Source organism: Myxococcaceae bacterium JPH2 (genome assembly GCA_016458225.1).
Taxonomy (GTDB): Bacteria; Myxococcota; Myxococcia; order Myxococcales; family Myxococcaceae; genus Citreicoccus.
Genome location: JAEMGR010000017.1, coordinates 41177 through 60448, shown reverse-complemented (window position 1 = coordinate 60448; position 19272 = coordinate 41177). Strand labels below are relative to the sequence as shown.

The following is a 19272-nucleotide window of genomic DNA, read 5'->3' as shown; positions in this document are numbered from 1 at the left end:
CCCCGTCGCGGCACGTCACAGTTCGGCGAGCGCCGCGCGATCATCCGCGGTCAAGCCGCTGCCGTCAGTGATGTGCCAGAGGGCCTCCTGGACCACCTCCACCTTCGAGCCATCCTCCGCGACGTTCTTGCCCTTGATGAGCGAGATCAGCTCCTTGACCTGCGCGTTCTGGGTGATGGGCCCCAGCGTGTAGCGCGCCTTCGGCTCGGAGGCGGATCGACTGTGGTTGAGGCAGAAGGCATGGATGGGCAGCGGCCCGCCCTTCACCTCGGGGCCCGCGTCAGCGCCACCGGGGTAGATGACCACGTGCGAGTCCTCCAGCAGGACCCCGTGCTGGTAGTCGGGAGAGGATGCCACGAGGATGAGCCCCGCCGGCAGGTCGAGCGGAATGCCCACGACACCATCGTTGCGGACCGGCAAGCACGCCCGGACCATGAACCCCGAGCCCACCGGATCCAGCTGCACCGGGCCGCAGTAGCCATCGTCGTCCGTGCCCGTCAGGTCCCCGTCGAGCCGCAGCCCCGTCGGCAGCGACCACGCGGCCCCCACCGGCCGGCCCCGATCATCCCCGAACCCCGCCTTGTCCCCTGCCCCTCCGCCGCCTCCACCGTCCTTGTCTTCGCTGCACCCCGACAGGACCAGCAGGCCCACCGCCGCCATCCGCAGCCACGTCATCGACTTCATGCGTTATTTCTCCCGGAGACTCACGCGATGTCGGGTCCGTTCAGACCCGGCCCTGTGAAGCGTCGCCGAGGGAGGCGCTCCGGGCAACAGGAGAGTGCGGGCCCTGGCCGCCGCTCAGGGTTCGCGGGGCTGGGTGGGAGGCAGGTCCGGATTGAACAGGCCGCGCAGGACGACGGGGGCGCCCGTCTCGTCGTGAAGGAACACGGGCTGCCCGTCCTCCACCCCCACCGCGCGAACCTCGAACGCGATCCCGTCGGGCGACACGAAGACCCAGACGTCGCCCGGCACGAGCGGAGTGGGTCGAGCATCCGGCGCTGACAGCCACACCAGGCGTGGCGGCACCCGACGGAAGAAGCGATCGCTGACGCGCGAGGCGGTCTGAGTCACCGCCGCGAGCGACTCCTCCCACGGCTCGCGGCTCGCCGGCACCTCGCCCTCCTCCTGCAGCACGCCCACCCATCTCAGATGGACGCGACGCGCGGAGGACAGGATGGCCAGGTTCGCCGCACGCTCGGAGCGCTCCTGCGGCGGGCCCCAGGAGCCCGTGAGCATCGTGGCCAGCACGCCCAACAGAATGCCGACCGAGGCCCACAGGGGAGCGGAGGCGGAGCGCACGAGCGCCACGCCCAACCTCAGGACCCCCACGGCAGTGAGGACCGAGCCCACCAGCAGCACACCGCGCGGCGGCTCGCCCACGTGGTAGGGCCAGCCTGCGACTTCGCCCAGGTACTGCCACTCGGGAAAGGCCGCGCCGAAGACGAGCGCCGCCAGTCCCAGGAAGATGATGGCGTGCACCCAACGCAGACCCGCGGAGGAAGTCGCGAGTGCGCCCTTCGAGGCCGACTTCACGGGAACGGCAGGTTCAGCACGAAGTAATACGAGTCGTAATAAACCTGGTACGCCTCCATGAAGAGGTCGATGACGTTGGCTTGCTTGTCCGCGCTCCAGCGGATCTTCACCGAGGCGCCCACCACGAGCGCCACGACGAGGACCCAGTTGAGCATGGAGTACTCAACCATCGCCTGACCGCGACGGGCGCGGCGAGCGGCGCGCTGCGACGACTTCGCGGGCTTCATGGATGGGGCTCCTCTTCCTGCAACCACGGCAGCTTGCCGAAGGCCTGGTCCGCGTACTCCAACCGGATGGGCACCTCGGTGGGGGTGGGCATGCGGATGCGGGGCTGCGCGTCCACGCCGTGCTCCACGACCTCCATGCTCTGGCCGATCCCCGGAATCTCGATCTTCGCCAGATGCATGATGGGAATCTCCCGGCTCATCCACATGCGCTTCAACACGGTGGAGCGCAGCACGACCTCGACTGGCACCGCGGTGACGGAGCCCGCCTGCGTCATCAACCTCGCCTCGCGGCCGGACCGTATCACGGGCGGAGGCAGCGCTCGCTCCGCCGCGGTGGGCGGTGCCTCGGGAGGCCCATCCGGACGCTCGCGGCCCTCCTTCAACACGTGCTCCAGCGCCTCGGACGAGTACTCCTGCGGCTTGCCATAGCCCGCCGAAGCGATGAGGCGGGTGATGGGCTCCTGCGTCCCCGCCCCCTCCAGCGCCACCAGCATCTTCATTTGCCCCAGGGGCGCGCGCATGGCCGGATGGGTGCCAATCTCGATCTCCAGCCACATCGCGTCGCGACCATGCCGGTCCTTCTCCTGTCCCACGAAGGCCAGCCGCCAGTAGTGGACGCGCGCTCCGCCCCCATCGAGCTTGTACGTCACCCAGTCGCCCACCTGGGCGCTGCGCACGCCGCGGGCCATGTGGTCCATCAACGCGCGCATCATGGGCGGAGGAGCGCTCGCCCGACCGGGCGAAGCCACCAACCCCACGGCCAACGCCACCATCGCCACCCAGCCCCTCACGGCGCTGCCTCCTTCTGGGTCTTCTGCGCGCGCTCGTACGCGGCCTTGCTCTCGCGCACCGCGGCGTCGTTGGGAACGCCGTCCGGGCGATCCGAGCCCACCCACATCTGCAGCATGGCGGTGACGCCCTCGTCCACGGGACTCAGATTGGTGACCACCTGCTCGCCCTTGCGCGCGTGCTCCAGCGTCACGCGCGTCTGTCCGCCCACCTTCACCGCGGACTCGCGCACCGGCGAATAGCCTTGCTTGGTCATCTCCTGCACCACGCGCTGGCGCACCGTGGCCATGTCTCCCTCGATGAGCGCCGAGCGATGCTGCGCCCCTCCGGTCACGTCGCGCGACGCGAGGTCCTCGCTGAACAACGTGCCCTCCAACTTTACCAGCCCCGACGCGGGACTCTTGGGCGCGCTCATCCACAGGTCGCGCAACACCGTGAACCCGAGCGTCTTCCCCAGATGCCGCCGCAGCACCACCCCGCGCTGGAGTCCCTCGCGTGTGTAGAGCGCCGAGACGACTGCCTCTTCCTTCAGGTCGCCATCCACCGCGGTGGGATAGCCCTGGGAGCGCCACTGCTTGACGAAGTAGTCCACGACCTTGTCCATCGGGTCGTCGGTGAGGAAGTAGGCCATGCGGTAGTACTCCCCCGCGATGACCAGATCGTTCCCGATGCGCGTGTGGACGGTGCCCGGATACACGGGCAGCTCCTGCTGAGCGCTCGCACTGAGCGCCCCGAGCAGCAACACGAGGACCAGACCCCGCCGCGCCGCCGCGCTACTCACAATTTCGGATGTCCTGGTTCTCATCGCCCTTGGTGGCGGCCACGCTGTTGGCGGCGGACGGGTCCTCGGCCTGCGCGTTCTTGCAGCCCATGAAGTTCTCGCCGCGCGCCTCGAAGATCTTGATGTACTGCGACTTCTCCAACTCCCGGTCGCGGAACGGCGCGGTGTCGAAGCACTGGGGCCGCTCGTAGTCCAAGAGCGACTTGGACTTGGTCATCTGGTCCTGGAGGCCGTGGACGCCATTGGCGGGGAACGTGTTGACGCCCGCGCACTCCAGCGTGCCCGGAAGGCCGTAGTTCTTGGAGATGACGAACGTGCCCAGGAACGCGGGCGAGAACTTCTTGAAGAAGTCCAGGACGCTTCCCAGCGGCGAACTCTCGATCTTCGCCTTCACGCCCAGGAAGGTCATGCGATTGACCTGCTGGTAGAGGCCGTGCGGATCTCCGCCCGCCGTATGGCCACCCGCGCGTCTGCCATTGATGACCGCGTCGCCACCGTCCGGCAGGTTCCAACCCGTGGCGTACATGGAGAAGTGAGACTTCAGCTCCAGGTTCGCCAGGTTGCGATTGCCGAACGTGTTCACCTTGAAGAAGCCACCCGACCCAGACTCCTCCAGGTACCGCTTGGGCAGGATGGAGTTGGCGAACTTCATGCTCACGCTCGTGTCCACCCACCCCTTGGTGTTGAGCTTCCAGAAGTTGAGCAGACCCTTGGCGCCACCATTCACCGCGCCCAGCACGTCCGAGGCCCAGCCCTCCCCCGAGTTGCCCAGCACCAGGCCACCCTCGATGAACGGCACCTCGCGGTTGGTGACCTCGGCCTTCACGTTCGTGTAGTTCGCGATGAAGTTACCCGCGCGGGCATTGGGCTCCACCGAGTCCATGTCCTTGTAGCGCTCGAGGGCCTCCTCCAGCGCCTCCTTCTTCGCGTCATCGAAGGCGGCGTCATGCTCCGCCTTGGCGATGTCGCTCAGCGTGTAGCTGGTCATCTCGAAGGTGGTGTACCGCGCCATCTCCAGGAGCTTCAGCTTCGCCCTCACCAACTCGGTGAGGTACATGCTGAACATCAGGATCATCACCAGCACGGGGATGATGACCGCGAACTCGACGGTGGCGGCGCCCCGTCGCGACGGCTTCCGTGTGCGCGCGTGGAACATGGCGAGGCTCAATGGGTGATGACCTTGGCCGCGATGCCGCGAACCTGGGTGGGGAGCTGTGACTCCAGCGTCGTGATGAGCGGCAGCGTGCCTCGGCCCTGGTACACGGACGCCAGTCGCGGGCGCCAGTAGGGATTGAAGAAGTTCGGATGCTCCGTCCAGTTGCCCGGCCGGTGGTAGTACGTCTGGCCGCGGGTGATGACGTTGAGTCCCTCGACGAAGCCCGCGAACTTCTTCCGGTCGTTCTTCATCTCCAGGCCCTTGCTGTCGCTCGTGAAGGCGAACTTCACCTTGCCCTGGTCGTTGAGCTGCGCGGGCGCGTTCGTGCCAGCGTCCTTGTCCTTGAGGTCCTTGTTCATGACCTCGTCCGGCGACTTGTTCAGCGCCACCCAGGTGGACGGCTGGTTGAAGTCGAACCGGTCGCGCTTCGCCGCCGTCTCCGTGCTCGCCTTGCGAGCGCAGACACCGTCGAACTGACCGGGCTCGAAGTGCATGAACGGGACGACGCCGCCCCACGGGTGATTCGTGTCCTCGGCCGGGTGCACGTTCGCCGTGTACACGCTGATCTTCCCCGCCCCCAGGAAGCACACGGGCAAGGTGCAGATCTTGTGCTCCGTGACGCCCACTTCACCCTCGGGGCCACTAGGGCGCGTGTACCCGCGCCACGTGGTGTCACCGGTGGGCATGCGCTGAGGATGCACGCGCCAGTGCACGCCGCCGTTCTGGAATGAACCCTCGGTGGCGTTCATGGCCCAGATGCTCGTCTTGGCCATGTACTGGTACGGCATGTACTTGCCGCCCGTGTCCTTGAGACCCTTGCGCGGATCTCCCCAGCACTCGCTGGGGTCCTTCACGTCGGTCTTGCAGGACAGCGGGTTGCGGAAGCCCGGGATGTTGGCCGGTCCGAACTTCAGCCAATACAAGTCATCCGAGCCCATGTTGTCGCCCTGGGCCATGCTGCCGAGCGACGGCGCGATGCCCTCACGCCAATCCCGGATGTAGTTGCGGGCGGTGTTGGTCTTGACGATCTTCGCCCGGTCCGGGTTGTTGACCGTGAGCAGACGCGTCTGGCCCAGCTTGCCGAAGCTGAACACGCCGGGGATGTCGATCTCGTTGTTGAGCCAGTCGCGGAGGATGCCCAGCCAGTCCGGCAGCGGAATCAGGTCTCCCAGGCGACGGGACGTGATGAAGCGCTCCTGGCAGGAGATGAGGTCCACGCTGCCCACGCCCAGGCTGCCCTTCGAGTCGCACGCATAGCGGGTGGCGTTGGCCACCGCGCCCATGGCTCGCTTGGCGCGCGCCTCCTTCTCATCGTGTCGCCACGCCTCGGGTTTGATCGGCTTGAACGGATTGACAGGCACGCCCAGCGGACGCCCACCTGCCTCCGGGAAGTGAGCCTGATCGAAGAGACACTGGCTGATGACGCCCGTGACCCCCTGGCTGACCAGCGAGTTGATGTTCTTGTCATTGTCCGCAATGACCGTGTCGGTGGTCTGCAATACGTGCGTGGACGCCGACATCATCACCGCTTGCGAGGCGAAGAACAGGACGCTGTTGAGTACCCGGTGGGTGGGAATGATGAATTTGCCAATGAGCTTGTCTGGGTTGGTCGTCCGGACAAGCATATGGAATGCCTTGACGATCATCCGCCAGGCATCCATCGCCTTGTCTATGATTTTCAAAACCTGCCCGATGTAAGGCAAGGCTTCGAGGATGGGACAAGCGACCTTCCAGAATATGTTCTTGGATTTACCGGCGCATGGATTCAGCGTCTTCATGAATCCATACGTGTCCGCGAGGAAGGCCTCCGCGAAATAGATGAGTGACAGCAGCGACTGCCACATCATCGCGGAGACGTAGTGCGACGCCTGGGTGCGGTTGGCGTAGGCGTAGAAGTTGAACGCCCGCGCCTCCATGGCGGACATGGAGTAGGCGGCCGCGTCCGCGGTGTTCTGCAGGCGGATGCGCTCGTGGACGGTATGACCGATGTTGACGGTCGTGACGACCGCGATGGACATCACCAGTACCAACAGCGCGGCAAGCACCAGCGCCTGGCCTTCCTGGCGACGAAAACTCTGTCGGAGGGTCCGGGTGAACATGGGGCAATTCCTCTTACAGGCCCCAGTCGGGCTTGAGGTGCATGATCCACTTGCGGTGGAAGTTGGACTGCATCCGCATGGTGTAGGTGGCCGTCAAGGGCAGGAAGTAGCGCTTGCCGACCAGCTTCGAGACGAGGGGGATGCTGCCATCCGCCAGCCCCCAGAGGACCCACATCTCCGGGGCGTAGACCGTGTTGTAGCCCTCTTCGTGGTCCATTCCTCGCGCCTTGCCACGCAGGGCGCTGATGTCCTTCGTGCGGTTCGTCATGTTCGCCTTCTGCTCCAGCGTCGGGCGATCAATGGCGCCGCGCAGCGCGACCTGCGCGTTGGAGGCGTACCACGCGTAGAAGATGACCCAGTTGGCGAACGGCACGCGCATCTCGTACCAGTAGCGCAGGCGGATGGTGAGACGCGTGGCCTTGCGGTAGACGGTCTCGGATTCGTCCGGCTCGGGCAGGTTGAAGAACTTGATGATCTTCGACTCGAGGCCGGGCACTTCCGGGAAGCTGTCCGCGCCGTCGAAGTCCAGCTCCTGCCAGTTGTAGCCCGCGCGCAGCTTCCAGATGGTGTCGATGGGCGTGAAGTAGGCCGGGTTGACGGTGTCCACCCGGATGATGCCGAAGAGGTTGGAGCCGTTCAGCGACTCCGGCACGACGCCGCCGCCCCACGCCAGCGCGCGCATCGCCTTGTCATAGAGCTGGTGCTTTCCCCAGGTCTTGCCCAGCTCGACGATGTCGTCCGTGCGCCCCATGGTGGGCAGCAACGCGACGATGGCCGCGTCGTGCATGCGCTCGTTGTTGCCGTTCCAGACGATGCCCGCGCGCGCGGCTTGATACGCCGCATACTCCGTCATCAGCTTCGCGTGCTGGATCATCGTGAGCTGGATGATTCCAAGCGCCAGGAACACCATGAGCGGCATCACGAGTGCCGACTCGACGGCCACCTGGCCAGACTCCCCCACCCCAACCTTCTCAGACCGCCTCATGTCGTCATTATCGAGAGCACAGCCCACATGACGCATCGGTCAAATGGACTGTCGCGAAACACCCTCGCTCAGGGTGTCTCAATTTCTCACGCCAAGTACACAAACCCTCTCAGCGGGCTCCGCCGTTGGGCGGCTCAGTCCGAGGGGGCGCCGGCGAGGCAGCCGCCGGGGCCGGCTCCGGCGCGGACTTCTTGCGCATCCGCTTCAGCGCCACCTCGGCTGCTCGCGAGTTGGGGGCTTCGGCCAAGGCACGATTGCAGGTCGCCTCCGCCGCGTCGTCCTGCCCCAGGGCGGACTCCAGCTCGCACATGCGGTTGAGGATGCGAATGCGCTCCGTCCGGGGGGCTCCGGAACTCAAGGCCTGTCGCAGGAGGCGCAGCTCGCGGACGTCATCCCCCTGGCTCGCCGCCGCTTGCGCCTGCCGAGACAGGTCCTGCCAGGTCAACGAGGGAGTCGCCATCGGAGCCTGACTGGGGGCCTGATTTGACGGATCCGCCTTGCCGGGCATGACGCTCCCCACGGAGGTGCGCGGGAGCTCCATGTCCTGCTCGGACGGCCGCGACGGAGCGGGGGCAGCCTTGCTCACGGGCTTGGACACCACGACAGGCTTCGGCGCCTCGACATCTTTCGGAGCTTCGGCTGGGACTCCTCGACCGGCTGGTGCGGAGGCGCTGGGGGCATTCTCCGCGAGCCCGTCGGAGGCTTCCGCCTCGCCCGCCACTGCCTGTGCGCGAGAGGCACCTCCGATGCGCAAGGACGAGCGCTCCTCCTTGGCGAAGTCGTCGTAGCGCGGTCCGGCGACGGCCTGCGCCAAGGGCTCGGGAGTGACAACGGCCGCCGTGGGCGCGGGAGGAGGAGGCGGCGGTGGCCGGTCCTTCTGACCGAGCTCCAGCACCTGCTTCTTCGAGGGCGCGCTCTTCTCGGCGCGCGTGTCCAGCCCCCCCCCGCTGCCGGCGTTCATCCACTCCGCCGAGCGATCCGGGTAGGCCCCTCGATCCCTGCGCTTCGGAGCAGCCTTGTCCAGCAAGGCCTCCTCGTCGCGCGGCGCCGCGGCCGGAGCCACTGCGCCTTTGGCTTTGGCCTCGAGTCCAGGCGTCGCGCTGACCGCGGGCGGCGCGCCGGGCGACTTGGCACCCACGACGTCCGCCTCCTTCAGCGGAGGGGCCAGCTTCAGGTTCTCGTTCACCGTGATGGACAGGATGCCCAGGGTGCTCACCGCGGCCAGTCCCGCCACGGGCAGGAGCCAGCGACGCCACCGCGAAGGCTTGGGCTCGGGCCCCGCCACCGCGCGACGGGCGGCCTGGTTCGCATAAGCGAGCAAGGACTCCAGCCCCGCGTCGGGCGCGGGCTCGTCGGCGAGCTGGGCCATGGTGACGCGCACGCCTCGGATGTCCTCCAGGGCCCGCGCGCACCGGACACACCCTTGCAGGTGCGCCTCCACGGCCTGAGCCTCGGGGCCTGGCAGCTCGCCATAGGCGAAGTCGAGGAGCCGGTCCTCGTGCGCGTGTGGATTCTGCGCTTTCATCCCGCCACCGTCCTTCCATCCTCCGCCAGATCGCCGTCCACGCCCAGTTCGCCCAGGCGTCGGCGCAGCGCCTCCAGCGCGTAGCGCATCCGACTCTTCACTGTGTTCTCGGACACGCCCGTCACCTCGGCGATCTCCTTGAAGGGGATGCCGCTGTACTCACGGAGGATGAAGACCTCGCGTTGCTCTTCTGGAAGGCTGGCGAGCGCACGCTCCAACAAGGGTCGCAGCCGCGCGTTGTGAGCGCCCCGCTCCGGGCTGGCGCCTTCGTCCGGAAGGCTCTCCCCGAGCGCACGCCCCTCGTCGCCGTCGGTGCCGGCGGCGGGTGCCTCCAAGGAGGAGGTCTGGCGGTAGCTCTCTTTGCGCGTGCTGTCCACGCAGAGGTTCCTCGCAATGGTGTAGAGCCACGTCGTCAGCTTGGCCTTGGGCTCGTACTCCCGGGCGCTGCGCACGACCTTGAGCCACGTCTCCTGCAGCACGTCCTCCGCCCGCGACCGGTGACCGACGAAGCGCAGGATGAAGTTGAAGACCGGCGCCCGGTGCCTGCGCACCAGGGCCTCGAATGCACGAGCATCTCCCGCCTGGAAGGCGAGCATCAGCCGCTCGTCTGAGATCTCCGGTCCCAACACTCCCCCATTGCTCATGGAGCCACGGGTGCTTTCCCTTCCCACCGCCCAGGCCCTCTAACGGACCATGCCGCGGTCAGGGTCTATTCCGGACGTGGCTTCCGGTAAGTAGCCAGAATGACAGGGACTGCGACGGCTGTCACCAGCGCGCTTTGAGCCAAGAGGACCGTGGGCAATGGCCTTTGGACGTGAATGAACAGCGAGCGTCCGAGCCCCGCGCCCAGCAATACGCCGGTCAACGAGCGCAGGGCGTTGGACCCTGCGCCAGGCCGGAAGCGTCCCACCGCCCAGTCGACGACCGCGGGCGTCACGAGCACGAGCCCCACCGGCACCTCCGCGCCGAACATCAGCGGCGCGCGCAGGGCGAAGAGCGCGAGGAAGACAGCGACCAGGACCGGATACGTGCCCAGGCAACGCGCGCACACGCGCACGCCGCCCAGCAGGTAGGTGCGGTTGTACTCATCCGGGTGATGATGGCTGAGCCAGAACACCGGAACCTCCTGCGAGGGAAGAAGCCTGGGCGGCACCGAGCGCGTCGCCTTCCGCGAGGAAGCAGGCGACCGAGTGCCCCGAGGCCAACGGATACAGCGGGGGTGACTCGCGCCGGCACCGCTCCATTGCCTGCGGGCACCGAGGATGGAACGCGCACCCCGCCGGCGGAGACAGCGGGGACGGCGGCTCGCCCGGCAGGACCTGGCGCGTGCGCGGATGCATCGGGTCGGGCACGGGCACCGCGGACAGCAACGCGCGGGTGTACGGATGCCGAGCCCCCTGCGACAGCCGCCGCGCCGGAGCCAGCTCCACGATGCGGCCCAGGTACATCACCGCCACGCGGGTGGAGAGGTACTCCACGACCTTGAGGTCGTGCGCGATGAAGACGTAGGTCAGCCCTCGCTCGCGCTGAAGGTCCGCCAGCAGGTTGACGATCTGCGCCTGGATGGAGACATCGAGCGCGCTCAGCGGCTCGTCCGCCACCACCAGCTCCGGGCGCAACGCGATGGCACGTGCAATCCCGATGCGTTGGCGCTGACCGCCGGAGAACTCGTGCGGATAGCGCTCCAGCGCGTCCTTCGGCAACCCGAGGACGTCCAGCAGACCGTGCAGCTCGCGCGCTCGCTCCGCGCCGCGCGCCAGCCCGTGGATGACGAAGGGCTCGCTCAGGATGTCCCGCACGGTCATCCGGGGATTGAGCGACGCGAACGGGTCCTGGAAGACGAGCTGCATGCGCCGCCGCAGCGGACGAACGCGCCGTTGAGAGAGCCCCACCAGCTCCTGCCCGTCGAAACGAACGGAGCCCTGGGTGATGTCCACCAGTTGGAGCAATGCGCGCCCGAGGGTGCTCTTGCCGCAACCGCTCTCGCCCACCACGCCGAGCGTCTCGCCTCGCGCCACGTCGAAGTCCACGCCTTCGACCGCGCGCACCCACCCGTGGGTCCGCCCTAGCAGTCCTCGACGCACCGGGAAGTGCACCTTCAAGCCCCGGACCTGGACGAGCGGCGCGGTCATGACACGGGCACCGGCTGATGACATGCGGCGAGCTGCGTCCCTCGCTTCACCTCCAGCGGCGGCGCGACCTGGGCACAGCGCTCCACGGCTCGCTCGCAGCGCTCGCGAAAGGCACAGCCCTTCGGGAGCTGTCGCAGGGAAGGCACCATGCCCGGGATGGCGCGCAGCCGGGGACGCGCGCCTTCCGCCGACTCCCCGCGTGCCGCATCCCAGGAGGGAATCGAGCGCAACAGCCCCGCCGTGTACGGGTGCGCGGGATGCGCGAACAGCTCGCGCACGGGCGCGTGCTCCACCACCCTGCCCGCGTACATCACCGCGACGGTGTCGCACTGCCCCGCCACCACGCCCAGATCGTGGGTGATGAGCAGCACGGCCATGTGACGCGCTGCCTGCACGCGCTTGAGCAGCTCCAGAATCTGCGCCTGGACCGTGACGTCCAATGCAGTTGTTGGCTCGTCCGCGATGAGCACCGAGGGGTCGCACGCGAGCGCCATCGCGATCATCACCCGCTGGCGCATGCCCCCGGAGAGCTGGTGCGGATAGGCGTCCACGCGCTCCTCGGGCGCCGGAATGCCCACGGTGCGCAGCAACTCCACGGCCCGCTCGCGCGCGCGACGGCGGGACTCCCCCAGGTGGAGCCGAGGTCCTTCGGCGAGCTGCTCGCCCACCGTGTGCACGGGGTTGAGCGAGGTCATCGGCTCCTGGAACACCATGCCCAGCGCGCGTCCGCGCACCTCGCGCATCCGCGCCTCCGGGAGCAACAGGAGGTCCACACCACTCAGGCGGACTTCACCTGAGACGATGCGCGCGACAGGCTCGGGGACGAGCCGCATCACCGACAACGCGGTCAGGCTCTTGCCGCAGCCGCTCTCGCCCACCACGCCGAGCGTGCTCCCCGCTGGGACCGAGAACGACACGCCGTCCACGGCGCGCACCGGGCCGCCCTCCAACCGCAGCTCCGTGGTCAGCCCTCGCACCTCCAGCACGGGCTCGGCGGAGGCGGGGTGCGTCCCGACGGTCACTTCCGCGCCAGCTCCTCCAGGAACTCCGACTCCTGGATGAGTCCCTTGCGGATCAGCAACCGGATGAGGCTCGCCACCATGCGCGCGGGCTTCACCTTCTCCGTGTCGAGGCTCGGCTCCTCGCCCTTGGACAGGCGGTCGAGGTCGTCCAGCACCGCCAGGTCCTCGTCCGAGAAGCTGGGCGTGGGCGTGAGCACCACCGACGGTCGCAAGCCCTGCGCGGCGCCCCCGAACATCACCACCGGGACGCGCGGCTTGCCCGACCCGGACTCCGCCTCATCCTCATCCGGAACGGGCGGCGGCGGCGGCTTCGCGGGACTCGGGCGCGCCTTCGCCCCGAGCAAGTCCTCCAGCACATCGACGCCTGAGGACTTGGACTCGTCCGGCGGAGGCGGGGGCAGCTCCCAGGGCATCGCCGCGGCGCTCGCGGCTGGACGCGGACGCGGCGGAGCAGCGACCGGCTCCTCGTCGAGTGGCTCTGCCTCCACGATGTCCAAGGGCTCTCCCCGGGCACGCGCCAGCGCGGTGTCCATGTCGTCAGGTGACGCGACGAAGATGCGCAGCTGCTTGCTGAGCTGGAACCGCAGCTCGTCCACGATGGTCAGGTCCGCCGGATCCTCCACCGCCACGTGCAGCTTCTCGCCCCGCCCCTCTGACTCCAGGCGGAACGGGAGGATGCGGTGCTCGGACTGGAAGTCCACCGACACGAGCGACGCCACCGCGACGGGGATGTTCTCGGGCAGCTCCACGAAGGGCAGCTCGTACTGAGTCGCCAGCGCCCGCGCGATGTCCGTCGTGTTGCACGCGCCTTGGGAGATGAGGACCTCGCCCAGCTTCCGTCCCTGGCCGCGACGCACGGACGCCAGCGCGGTCTTGACCTGCTCCTCGGTCACCACGCCGGCCTGGACCAGCAGCTCGCCAATCTTCTTGCGCATGGGTGAGGGCTACCGCTTGACCTTCGCGAGGTACTCCTCGCGCGAGAAGATGCCCTTCTCGATGCACAGCTCGACCATCGCCTTGAGCGCGGCCACTTCCTTGCGCTGAACGTCCTCGACGCTGCGGAGCATGTCCGCCGGGCTGCCGCCAGCGCGGGCTGGAGGAGCCTCCACCACGGGCGCCTGCGCGCGAGGCGCCGCGGCGCTCCGGGGCGCCGCGCTCGTCGGAGGAGGAGGCCCGGCGCTCACCACCGCGGCCGCGGCAGGGTCCAGGTCCTTGAGGTTCTTGACGACAGTGCGACCCTGCGCGTCCACCACCTTGAAGTTGGTGTCCGCGTCCTCCAGCTCGGCCGTCTCCTCGTAGATGCGGGCGAACGCGCGCGCGATGGACGTCCGCCCCGCCACGTTCACCACGATGCGACACTTGGTGATGGCGCGCAGCTCGTCGAGCATCCGCACGTTGAGCGGATCCGACATGGCCACCACCAGCGTCTTGCCCTCATCCCGAAGCTGAAGCGGCAGCACGGAGAAGTCCCGCGCCGTCTGCGTGGAGATCTTCGCCTTCACGTGCGGCTGAACGCTCTGCACCGCCTCCAGGTTCACGGCGGGCATTCCGAGCTGCTTGGACAGGGCGCGGACCAGGATGTCCTCGGACACGAGGTTCATCCGGACCAGGATCTCCCCCAGCTTTCCGCCCCACTTCGCCTGTTCGGCGAGCGCGGCCTTGAGCTGGCTCTCCTGGAGCACGTTCGCCTTGATCAGCAGTTCGCCAAGCTTGATCTGTGCCATGTCGTAGGGGCCAGTGTACCCGAGTTGGGCCAAACCACTGATTCTTCCGCGCCCGGCCGCCTAGGAGCCCGGCACCGGTGGCGGAGGACCCACCGGGTGGGGGCCCGACAGCTCGCGCCCCTGAGCGTCCACGTCCACCACCTTCGCGCCCTCGGGGGCCGCCAACTCGTAGAGTGTGAGATCCGGCCGGCCGTTGAGTGTCACCCGCTGATACCGAAGCTCCAGCCTGGTATTGGCCGCGGCGGCATCCAGGGAGACCTTCCCCGGGAAGAGCAGCTCGCCGCGCAGCTTGAAGTCATCGAACGCCAGGTCGTAGCCCGGCACGCCGCTCACCTCGCTCTTCACCACGCGCAGGTAGCGCGGATCGACGCGCAGCGTCTGACGCGCGGGGCCTCGGTAGAGCGTGAGCACATAGACCCGGTTCTTCTCATCCAGCTCCAGCGTCATCCGCTCCGGGGGAATGAGCGGGGTCTGGCCGAGCATGACGGCGACCAGCTCCTCGCTCGGCAACACCACGGGCAGGAAGCGCGAGACGTTCTCCGGACTCGAGGGCCCTTGGTAGTAGGTGTTCTCGCGGGCCTGGAGCAGACCGAAGCGCTCGCCGTCGCTGGTGAGCGAGGCGACGGGCCGGTTGAAGAAGTCGAACGTCTCCAGGTGGACGAGCGCGGGGCGACTGATGCCCACGAACATGCTGAGCGTGCCGCTGCCCTGCGGCGACTCGATGTGCACCTTCGCGTCGCCCTCCAACGTGACGACCTGCGCCTGGCGCTCACGCACGTGCTGGTAGAGCACCTGCGGGTCGCTGATGCGGCCTTCTGGACCAAACTCGAGTCGCTTGGGGCAGGCCGAACAAAGCAGGGCCAGGAAGATTGCAGCGGCTGCGCGGTTCATATGTCCTAGTCTGGGCCAGGCGGCCCTGCCCGGTCATCCTCCATGAGCCTGAACGATCTCCTGCACTACCTTCGCCTCGGCGGTGTCACCCTTGCCCTGCTCCTGGCCGCCTCGGTGGTCGCGCTGGGCGTGGCCATCGAACGTTTGCTCGCCCTCTGGGGGGTGAGCGAGCGCTCGCGCGCCTTGGGAGAGACCATCCACAAGCACCTGCTGCGAGGGGACGTGCCCGCCGCGCGCACCACGGCCGAGCGCTCCGACGCGGTGGCCGCCGACATCTTCCTCGCGGGGTTCGAGCGCTGGGAGCGGGCCCGCACCACGGGCGGCTCGGGCATCGAGTCCGCGGTGGAGCGCGAGCGCGCCCAGGTGGGCCTCAAGCTGCGCCGCAACCTGTGGATCCTCGCCACCATCGGCTCGACGACGCCGTTCGTGGGCCTGTTCGGCACCGTGGCTGGCATCATGCGCTCGTTCAAGGACCTGGGCCTGGACGTGGAGGCCGGCGGCACCGGCGGCACGTCGGCGGTGATGACGGGCATCTCCGAGGCGCTCGTGGCCACCGCCGTGGGCATCCTCGTGGCCGTCATGGCCATGGTCTTCTACAACTACTTCCAGGCCCGGCTGTCGCGCGTGCTCGTGGAGCTGCGCCTGTTGGGCGACGAGTTCGTCGAGCTGCTCAAGGAGCGCGCCGCGGGCGTGCCCCCCGTCGTGGAAGCCCCCGCCTCCCCTCCCCGCCCGGACGCGCAGCCCGCGCCCTCTTCGACGTAAGGAGACCGCGCCATGGGCATGGGAAAGACGCCAGGGTCGGATGACGAGAACGAGGGCGTGTTCGCGGAGATCAACATCACGCCGCTGACGGACGTGATGCTGGTGCTGCTCATCATCTTCATGGTGACGAGCACCGTCATCGTCCAGCAGGGCCCCGGCGGCGGCGTGAAGACGGGCCTCAAGGTGAACCTGCCCAAGGGCGGCGCCGCGGACGTCACCGCGCGCACCACGGACCTGTCCGTGGCGGTGCTGGCGGATGGCCGCTTCGTCGTGGCGGGCAACGTGGTGTCCCAGGACGAGCTGAAGAAGGCCTTCGAGCAGGCCCGGGGACAGAACCCGGACACCGTGGTCATCGTCCAGGCGGACGAGGGTGTTCCCCACGGCACGGTGGTCCAGGTGATGGAGCTGGCGAAGAAGGCCGGACTGGCCCAGCTCGCCATCGGCGTGCGCGAGGGCGAGTAGCCCCCGCGCACCCCGCCCTTCGGCTCAGACGGAGGCGAAGGCCGCGTCGGTGATGTCCATCGGGGAGGTGTCCTCGAGGGCGATCAGCCGAGCGGCGTGCTCCACGTTGGGCAGCACGTTCCGGGCGTACCAGAGCGCGCTGTACTTCTTGCCGTCGTAGAAGGCCTTGTCCGGGTGGTCCGCGGACAGCGACGCCGCGGCCTTCTCCGCGACGATGGCGGCATCCAGCAGCAGCCAGCCCACCGCGACCTCGGACATCATCTGCAGGAAGCGGTTGGCGGACAGCGGGATGAGCGGGAACTTGGCCCCGTCCTGCGACCAGCCGAACAGCGCCATCGCGCTGGACATGAGGCCCTCCTGGGCCGCGGCCAGCGTCTTCACCGCATCGCCGAAGACGGCGTGCTCGCGGTGGGTCTCCACGAAGGTGCCCACGTCGCCCATGAACTGCTGGAAGTGCGCGCCGCCCGCCTGGCCCATCTTCCGGCCCACCAGGTCCATGGCCTGGATGTGGTTGGTGCCCTCGTAGATGGAGAAGATCTTCGAGTCGCGCGTGTACTGCTCCACCGGGTAGTCCTGGATGTAGCCGGCGCCGCCGTACACCTGGATGGCCTGCGCGCACAGGCGGAAGGCCTGATCCGACGAGTACGCCTTCACCAGCGGGGTCAGCACCTCCACCTGGCCGCGGTGGTAGCTGGCCGCGTCGTCATCCTTGCCCGCGAGCTGGCGCGCCTTGTCCAGGTGCATGGCCAGCTTGATGATGAGCGAGCGGATGCCCTCGATGTGGGCCTTCATCTCCAGCAGCATGCGGCGCACGTCCGGGTGCTCGATGATGGCGGCGCGCGGCGCGGTGGGGTCCTTCCACTTGGTGAAGTGCGAGCCCTGCTTGCGGTCCTTCGCGTAGTCGAGCGCGTTGTAGTACGCGGCCGACGCGAGCCCGAGGCCCTGGATGCCGACGGCGATGCGCGCGCCGTTCATCATCTTGAACATCTGGCTCATGCCGACGTGCTCGACGGTGCCCACCAGCTCGCCGACACAGTTGTCGCTCTCGCCAAAGTTGATGACACAGGTGGCCGAGCCGTTGATGCCCATCTTGTGCTCGATGGAGCCCACCGCCACGTCATTGGCGGCGCCCGCCGAGCCGTCCGCGTTGATGCGGCGCTTGGGGACGATGAACAGCGACAGGCCCTTGGTGCCGGGCGACGCACCATCAATGCGCGCGAGCACCAGGTGGATGATGTTGTCCGCCATGTCGTGGTCGCCGCCGGAGATGAAGATCTTCGTCCCGCGGATGCTGTACGTCCCGTCCGGGTTGCGCCGCGCCGTCGACTTGGCCGCGCCCACGTCCGAGCCGGCGTGCGGCTCGGTGAGGCACATGGTGCCGCCCCACGTGCCGTTGAGCATGCGCTCCACGAACTGCTTCTGCTGCTCCGGCGTGCCGCACTCGGCGATGACCTCGGCCGCGCCGAACGCCAGGCCCGGGTACATGTTGAACGCCGTGTTGGAGCCCGAGAGGATCTCCTCCACCGTCACCTGGAGCATCATCGGAGCGCCCTGGCCGCCGTGGTCCGGGCTCACCGCCACCGTCTTGAAGCCCTGCTCGTAGAGCTTCTTCCACGCGTCTTTGAAGCCCGTGGGCGTGAAGACCGAGCCCTTCTCCACGCGGCAGCCCTCGCGGTCACCCACCGAGTTGAGGGGCCCCAGCACCTCGCGCGCGAAGCGGTACGTCTCCGTCAACACCGCCCGAGCCTCGTCCGAACCCCAGGCCTCGTAGGGCACCTGGCCCGCGACCTGGCCGAAGCCGAACTGCTCGAACAGCGTGAAGAAGATCTCTCGAAGGTCGGTCTTGTAGGTGTTGATGCCGGCGGACATGGCCACTCCTGCGTGAGGGCTCGCTGCCCGCCGCTCGCCACGCGGAAGAGCGGTTTGGGGTCAGAGGCCCGGTAAGGACGCAGGAAGTTTGGCGTCGCCTGATTTTTGAGTCAACCTTGAATGACACCCTGCGTTGAGGGGCGGTCAGAGCCACCGGGCTGAACGCAGGGTTGCTCCCCGGGCGGGCCTACTTCTTGGGCTTGCGTGCCGAGGGCAGGGTCGCCGTCTTGGCGGCGGGCTTCTCTCGGGGGGCGGTCTTCTTGGACGAGGCGCCAGTGCGGGGCTCGCCCGAGTCCTCGCCCTCTTCCGGGGCGCGGGGCACGGAGGACCCGCCCGCGTTGGCGCTGGCGGTGGCCAGGCTCTCGCGGGGCACCTCGACGACGATGGGGGCCTGACCGGAGCGCTGCCGGCTCTCGTCCTCGAGCGAGAAGAAGAGCTGGATTTGCGAGCCGCCCTTCATGACGAGTTCGCCCCGCTGGTTCTCCGCCCAGAGGTCGATCTCCACGAAGTAGCGACCGCCGGAGCCGTGCCGGTCGCTCACGCGGCCCTTGCAGACCACGGTGTCCCCGGGCCAGACCATCTTGATGAAGCGGACGTTGTAGCGCCGCAGCTGGCCGCCCCGGGCCCAGTCGCTGATGAGCTGGCCGAGCATGCCCATCACCAGCATCCCCGGCGCGTAGACGGACGGCATGCCCACGCTCTTGGCGTAGACCTCGTCCACGTGCACCGGGTTGTAGTCGCCGGAGGCCCCCGCGTAGCGCGACAACTGCACGCGGTCGATGGGAGCCTTGGCCAGGGCCGGCAGCTCGTCACCGACGCGGATGGACTCGAAATAGAGCTTGCGCGCGGGCATCAGGGAGTCTCCTTGGAAGCACGCACCACCAGGGTCCTGCGGGCACGGAACACGAGGTTGCCTTCCTCGTCTCGGCCCTCGTCCTCGATGACTGCGATGTCCATCTTCCCCGCGATGCCGGGCCGCTCGAAGACGTCCGCCACGCGCGTGGAGACGAAGATGCGGTCTCCGGCGAAGATGGGACGCTCGTAGTCGAAGCCCTGCTCCGCGTGCAGCAAGCTCTTGATGCCTACGCCGAGCAGCTCTCGAAGGTCGGCGGCGGAGTGGAACGACGCGGGAAAGGTAGGGGGCGCGACAATGGTGGGGTAGCCCGAAGCTCGAGCGTACTCCTCGTCGTAGTAGATGGGATTGTAGTCTCCGATGGCCTCCGCGAAGCGCCGGATGGACCCCTTCTCCACTTCATTCAGCGTCGGCGGCGAGGCACGGCCGATCGCGTTCTTGTCGAGCATGTCCCTCTCCTGA

General features: G+C 68.0%; 21 protein-coding genes. 2 read left to right on the top strand and 19 right to left on the bottom strand.

Annotation, left to right across the window (positions count from 1 at the left end; all coding sequences use genetic code 11):
• Positions 1-15: 15 nt before the first annotated feature.
• The 16 genes from JGU66_24845 to JGU66_24770 form a co-directional block, all read right to left on the bottom strand.
• Complete coding sequence (locus tag JGU66_24845) at positions 16-684, bottom strand: hypothetical protein (protein ID MBJ6764014.1); 669 nt, start codon at positions 682-684, stop codon at positions 16-18.
• Positions 685-798: 114 nt separating this feature from the next.
• The gene (locus tag JGU66_24840; protein MBJ6764013.1) at positions 799-1533 is read right to left on the bottom strand and encodes a hypothetical protein; all 735 of its coding nucleotides are present in this window, start codon (positions 1531-1533) and stop codon (positions 799-801) included.
• On the bottom strand, positions 1530-1760 hold the full coding sequence (locus JGU66_24835; protein ID MBJ6764012.1) for a hypothetical protein: 231 nt from the start codon (positions 1758-1760) through the stop codon (positions 1530-1532). The genes JGU66_24840 and JGU66_24835 overlap by 4 nt, the downstream gene beginning before the upstream one ends.
• Entirely contained in the window at positions 1757-2533 is a 777-nt protein-coding gene (locus tag JGU66_24830; GenBank protein ID MBJ6764011.1) for a hypothetical protein, read from the bottom strand. Before JGU66_24830 ends, JGU66_24835 begins: the two co-directional genes overlap by 4 nt.
• A gap of 14 nt (positions 2534-2547) precedes the next feature.
• Entirely contained in the window at positions 2548-3354 is an 807-nt protein-coding gene (locus JGU66_24825) for a hypothetical protein (GenBank protein MBJ6764010.1), read from the bottom strand.
• Positions 3323-4486, bottom strand: a complete 1164-nt coding sequence (locus JGU66_24820) for a pilus assembly protein (GenBank protein MBJ6764009.1) — start codon at positions 4484-4486, stop codon at positions 3323-3325. The genes JGU66_24825 and JGU66_24820 overlap by 32 nt, the downstream gene beginning before the upstream one ends.
• Positions 4487-4494: 8 nt before the next feature.
• Entirely contained in the window at positions 4495-6585 is a 2091-nt protein-coding gene (locus JGU66_24815) for a Tad domain-containing protein (GenBank protein ID MBJ6764008.1), read from the bottom strand.
• Between the two features lie 13 nt (positions 6586-6598).
• Entirely contained in the window at positions 6599-7570 is a 972-nt protein-coding gene (locus JGU66_24810; protein MBJ6764007.1) for a pilus assembly protein, read from the bottom strand.
• A gap of 109 nt (positions 7571-7679) precedes the next feature.
• Positions 7680-9095 (bottom strand): zf-HC2 domain-containing protein, encoded by a 1416-nt coding sequence (locus JGU66_24805; protein MBJ6764006.1) that lies wholly within the window; start codon positions 9093-9095, stop codon positions 7680-7682.
• Positions 9092-9739, bottom strand: a complete 648-nt coding sequence (locus JGU66_24800) for an RNA polymerase sigma factor (GenBank protein ID MBJ6764005.1) — start codon at positions 9737-9739, stop codon at positions 9092-9094. The genes JGU66_24805 and JGU66_24800 overlap by 4 nt, the downstream gene beginning before the upstream one ends.
• A 65-nt stretch (positions 9740-9804) precedes the next feature.
• Positions 9805-10212 carry a DUF2085 domain-containing protein gene (locus tag JGU66_24795; GenBank protein MBJ6764004.1) on the bottom strand — a complete coding sequence of 136 codons (408 nt, stop codon included), beginning with the start codon at positions 10210-10212 and terminating at the stop codon, positions 9805-9807.
• Positions 10181-11227: an ATP-binding cassette domain-containing protein gene (locus tag JGU66_24790; GenBank protein ID MBJ6764003.1), complete on the bottom strand. Its 1047-nt coding sequence runs from the start codon at positions 11225-11227 to the stop codon at positions 10181-10183. The genes JGU66_24795 and JGU66_24790 overlap by 32 nt, the downstream gene beginning before the upstream one ends.
• Entirely contained in the window at positions 11224-12213 is a 990-nt protein-coding gene (locus JGU66_24785) for an ABC transporter ATP-binding protein (protein MBJ6764002.1), read from the bottom strand. The genes JGU66_24790 and JGU66_24785 overlap by 4 nt, the downstream gene beginning before the upstream one ends.
• 32 nt (positions 12214-12245) lie before the next feature.
• Positions 12246-13184 (bottom strand): general secretion pathway protein GspE, encoded by a 939-nt coding sequence (locus tag JGU66_24780; protein MBJ6764001.1) that lies wholly within the window; start codon positions 13182-13184, stop codon positions 12246-12248.
• 9 nt (positions 13185-13193) lie between these two features.
• On the bottom strand, positions 13194-13973 hold the full coding sequence (locus JGU66_24775; protein ID MBJ6764000.1) for a general secretion pathway protein GspE: 780 nt from the start codon (positions 13971-13973) through the stop codon (positions 13194-13196).
• Between the two features lie 60 nt (positions 13974-14033).
• The gene (locus tag JGU66_24770; GenBank protein ID MBJ6763999.1) at positions 14034-14864 is read right to left on the bottom strand and encodes a DUF4292 domain-containing protein; all 831 of its coding nucleotides are present in this window, start codon (positions 14862-14864) and stop codon (positions 14034-14036) included.
• Between the two features lie 42 nt (positions 14865-14906).
• On the opposite strand from JGU66_24770, the gene JGU66_24765 reads away from it, so the two are divergent.
• A complete protein-coding gene (locus tag JGU66_24765; GenBank protein ID MBJ6763998.1) occupies positions 14907-15626 on the top strand; it encodes a MotA/TolQ/ExbB proton channel family protein in 720 nt (239 codons plus the stop codon).
• 12 nt (positions 15627-15638) lie between these two features.
• On the top strand, positions 15639-16088 hold the full coding sequence (locus JGU66_24760) for a biopolymer transporter ExbD (protein ID MBJ6763997.1): 450 nt from the start codon (positions 15639-15641) through the stop codon (positions 16086-16088).
• A 24-nt stretch (positions 16089-16112) separates the two neighbouring features.
• Here JGU66_24760 and JGU66_24755 read toward each other — a convergent pair whose 3' ends face one another.
• The 3 genes from JGU66_24755 to JGU66_24745 form a co-directional block, all read right to left on the bottom strand.
• Positions 16113-17957, bottom strand: a complete 1845-nt coding sequence (locus JGU66_24755; protein MBJ6763996.1) for an acyl-CoA dehydrogenase — start codon at positions 17955-17957, stop codon at positions 16113-16115.
• Positions 17958-18144: 187 nt separating this feature from the next.
• A complete protein-coding gene (locus tag JGU66_24750) occupies positions 18145-18810 on the bottom strand; it encodes a MaoC family dehydratase (protein MBJ6763995.1) in 666 nt (221 codons plus the stop codon).
• Positions 18810-19259: a MaoC family dehydratase N-terminal domain-containing protein gene (locus tag JGU66_24745; protein ID MBJ6763994.1), complete on the bottom strand. Its 450-nt coding sequence runs from the start codon at positions 19257-19259 to the stop codon at positions 18810-18812. Before JGU66_24745 ends, JGU66_24750 begins: the two co-directional genes overlap by 1 nt.
• Positions 19260-19272 lie beyond the last annotated feature (13 nt).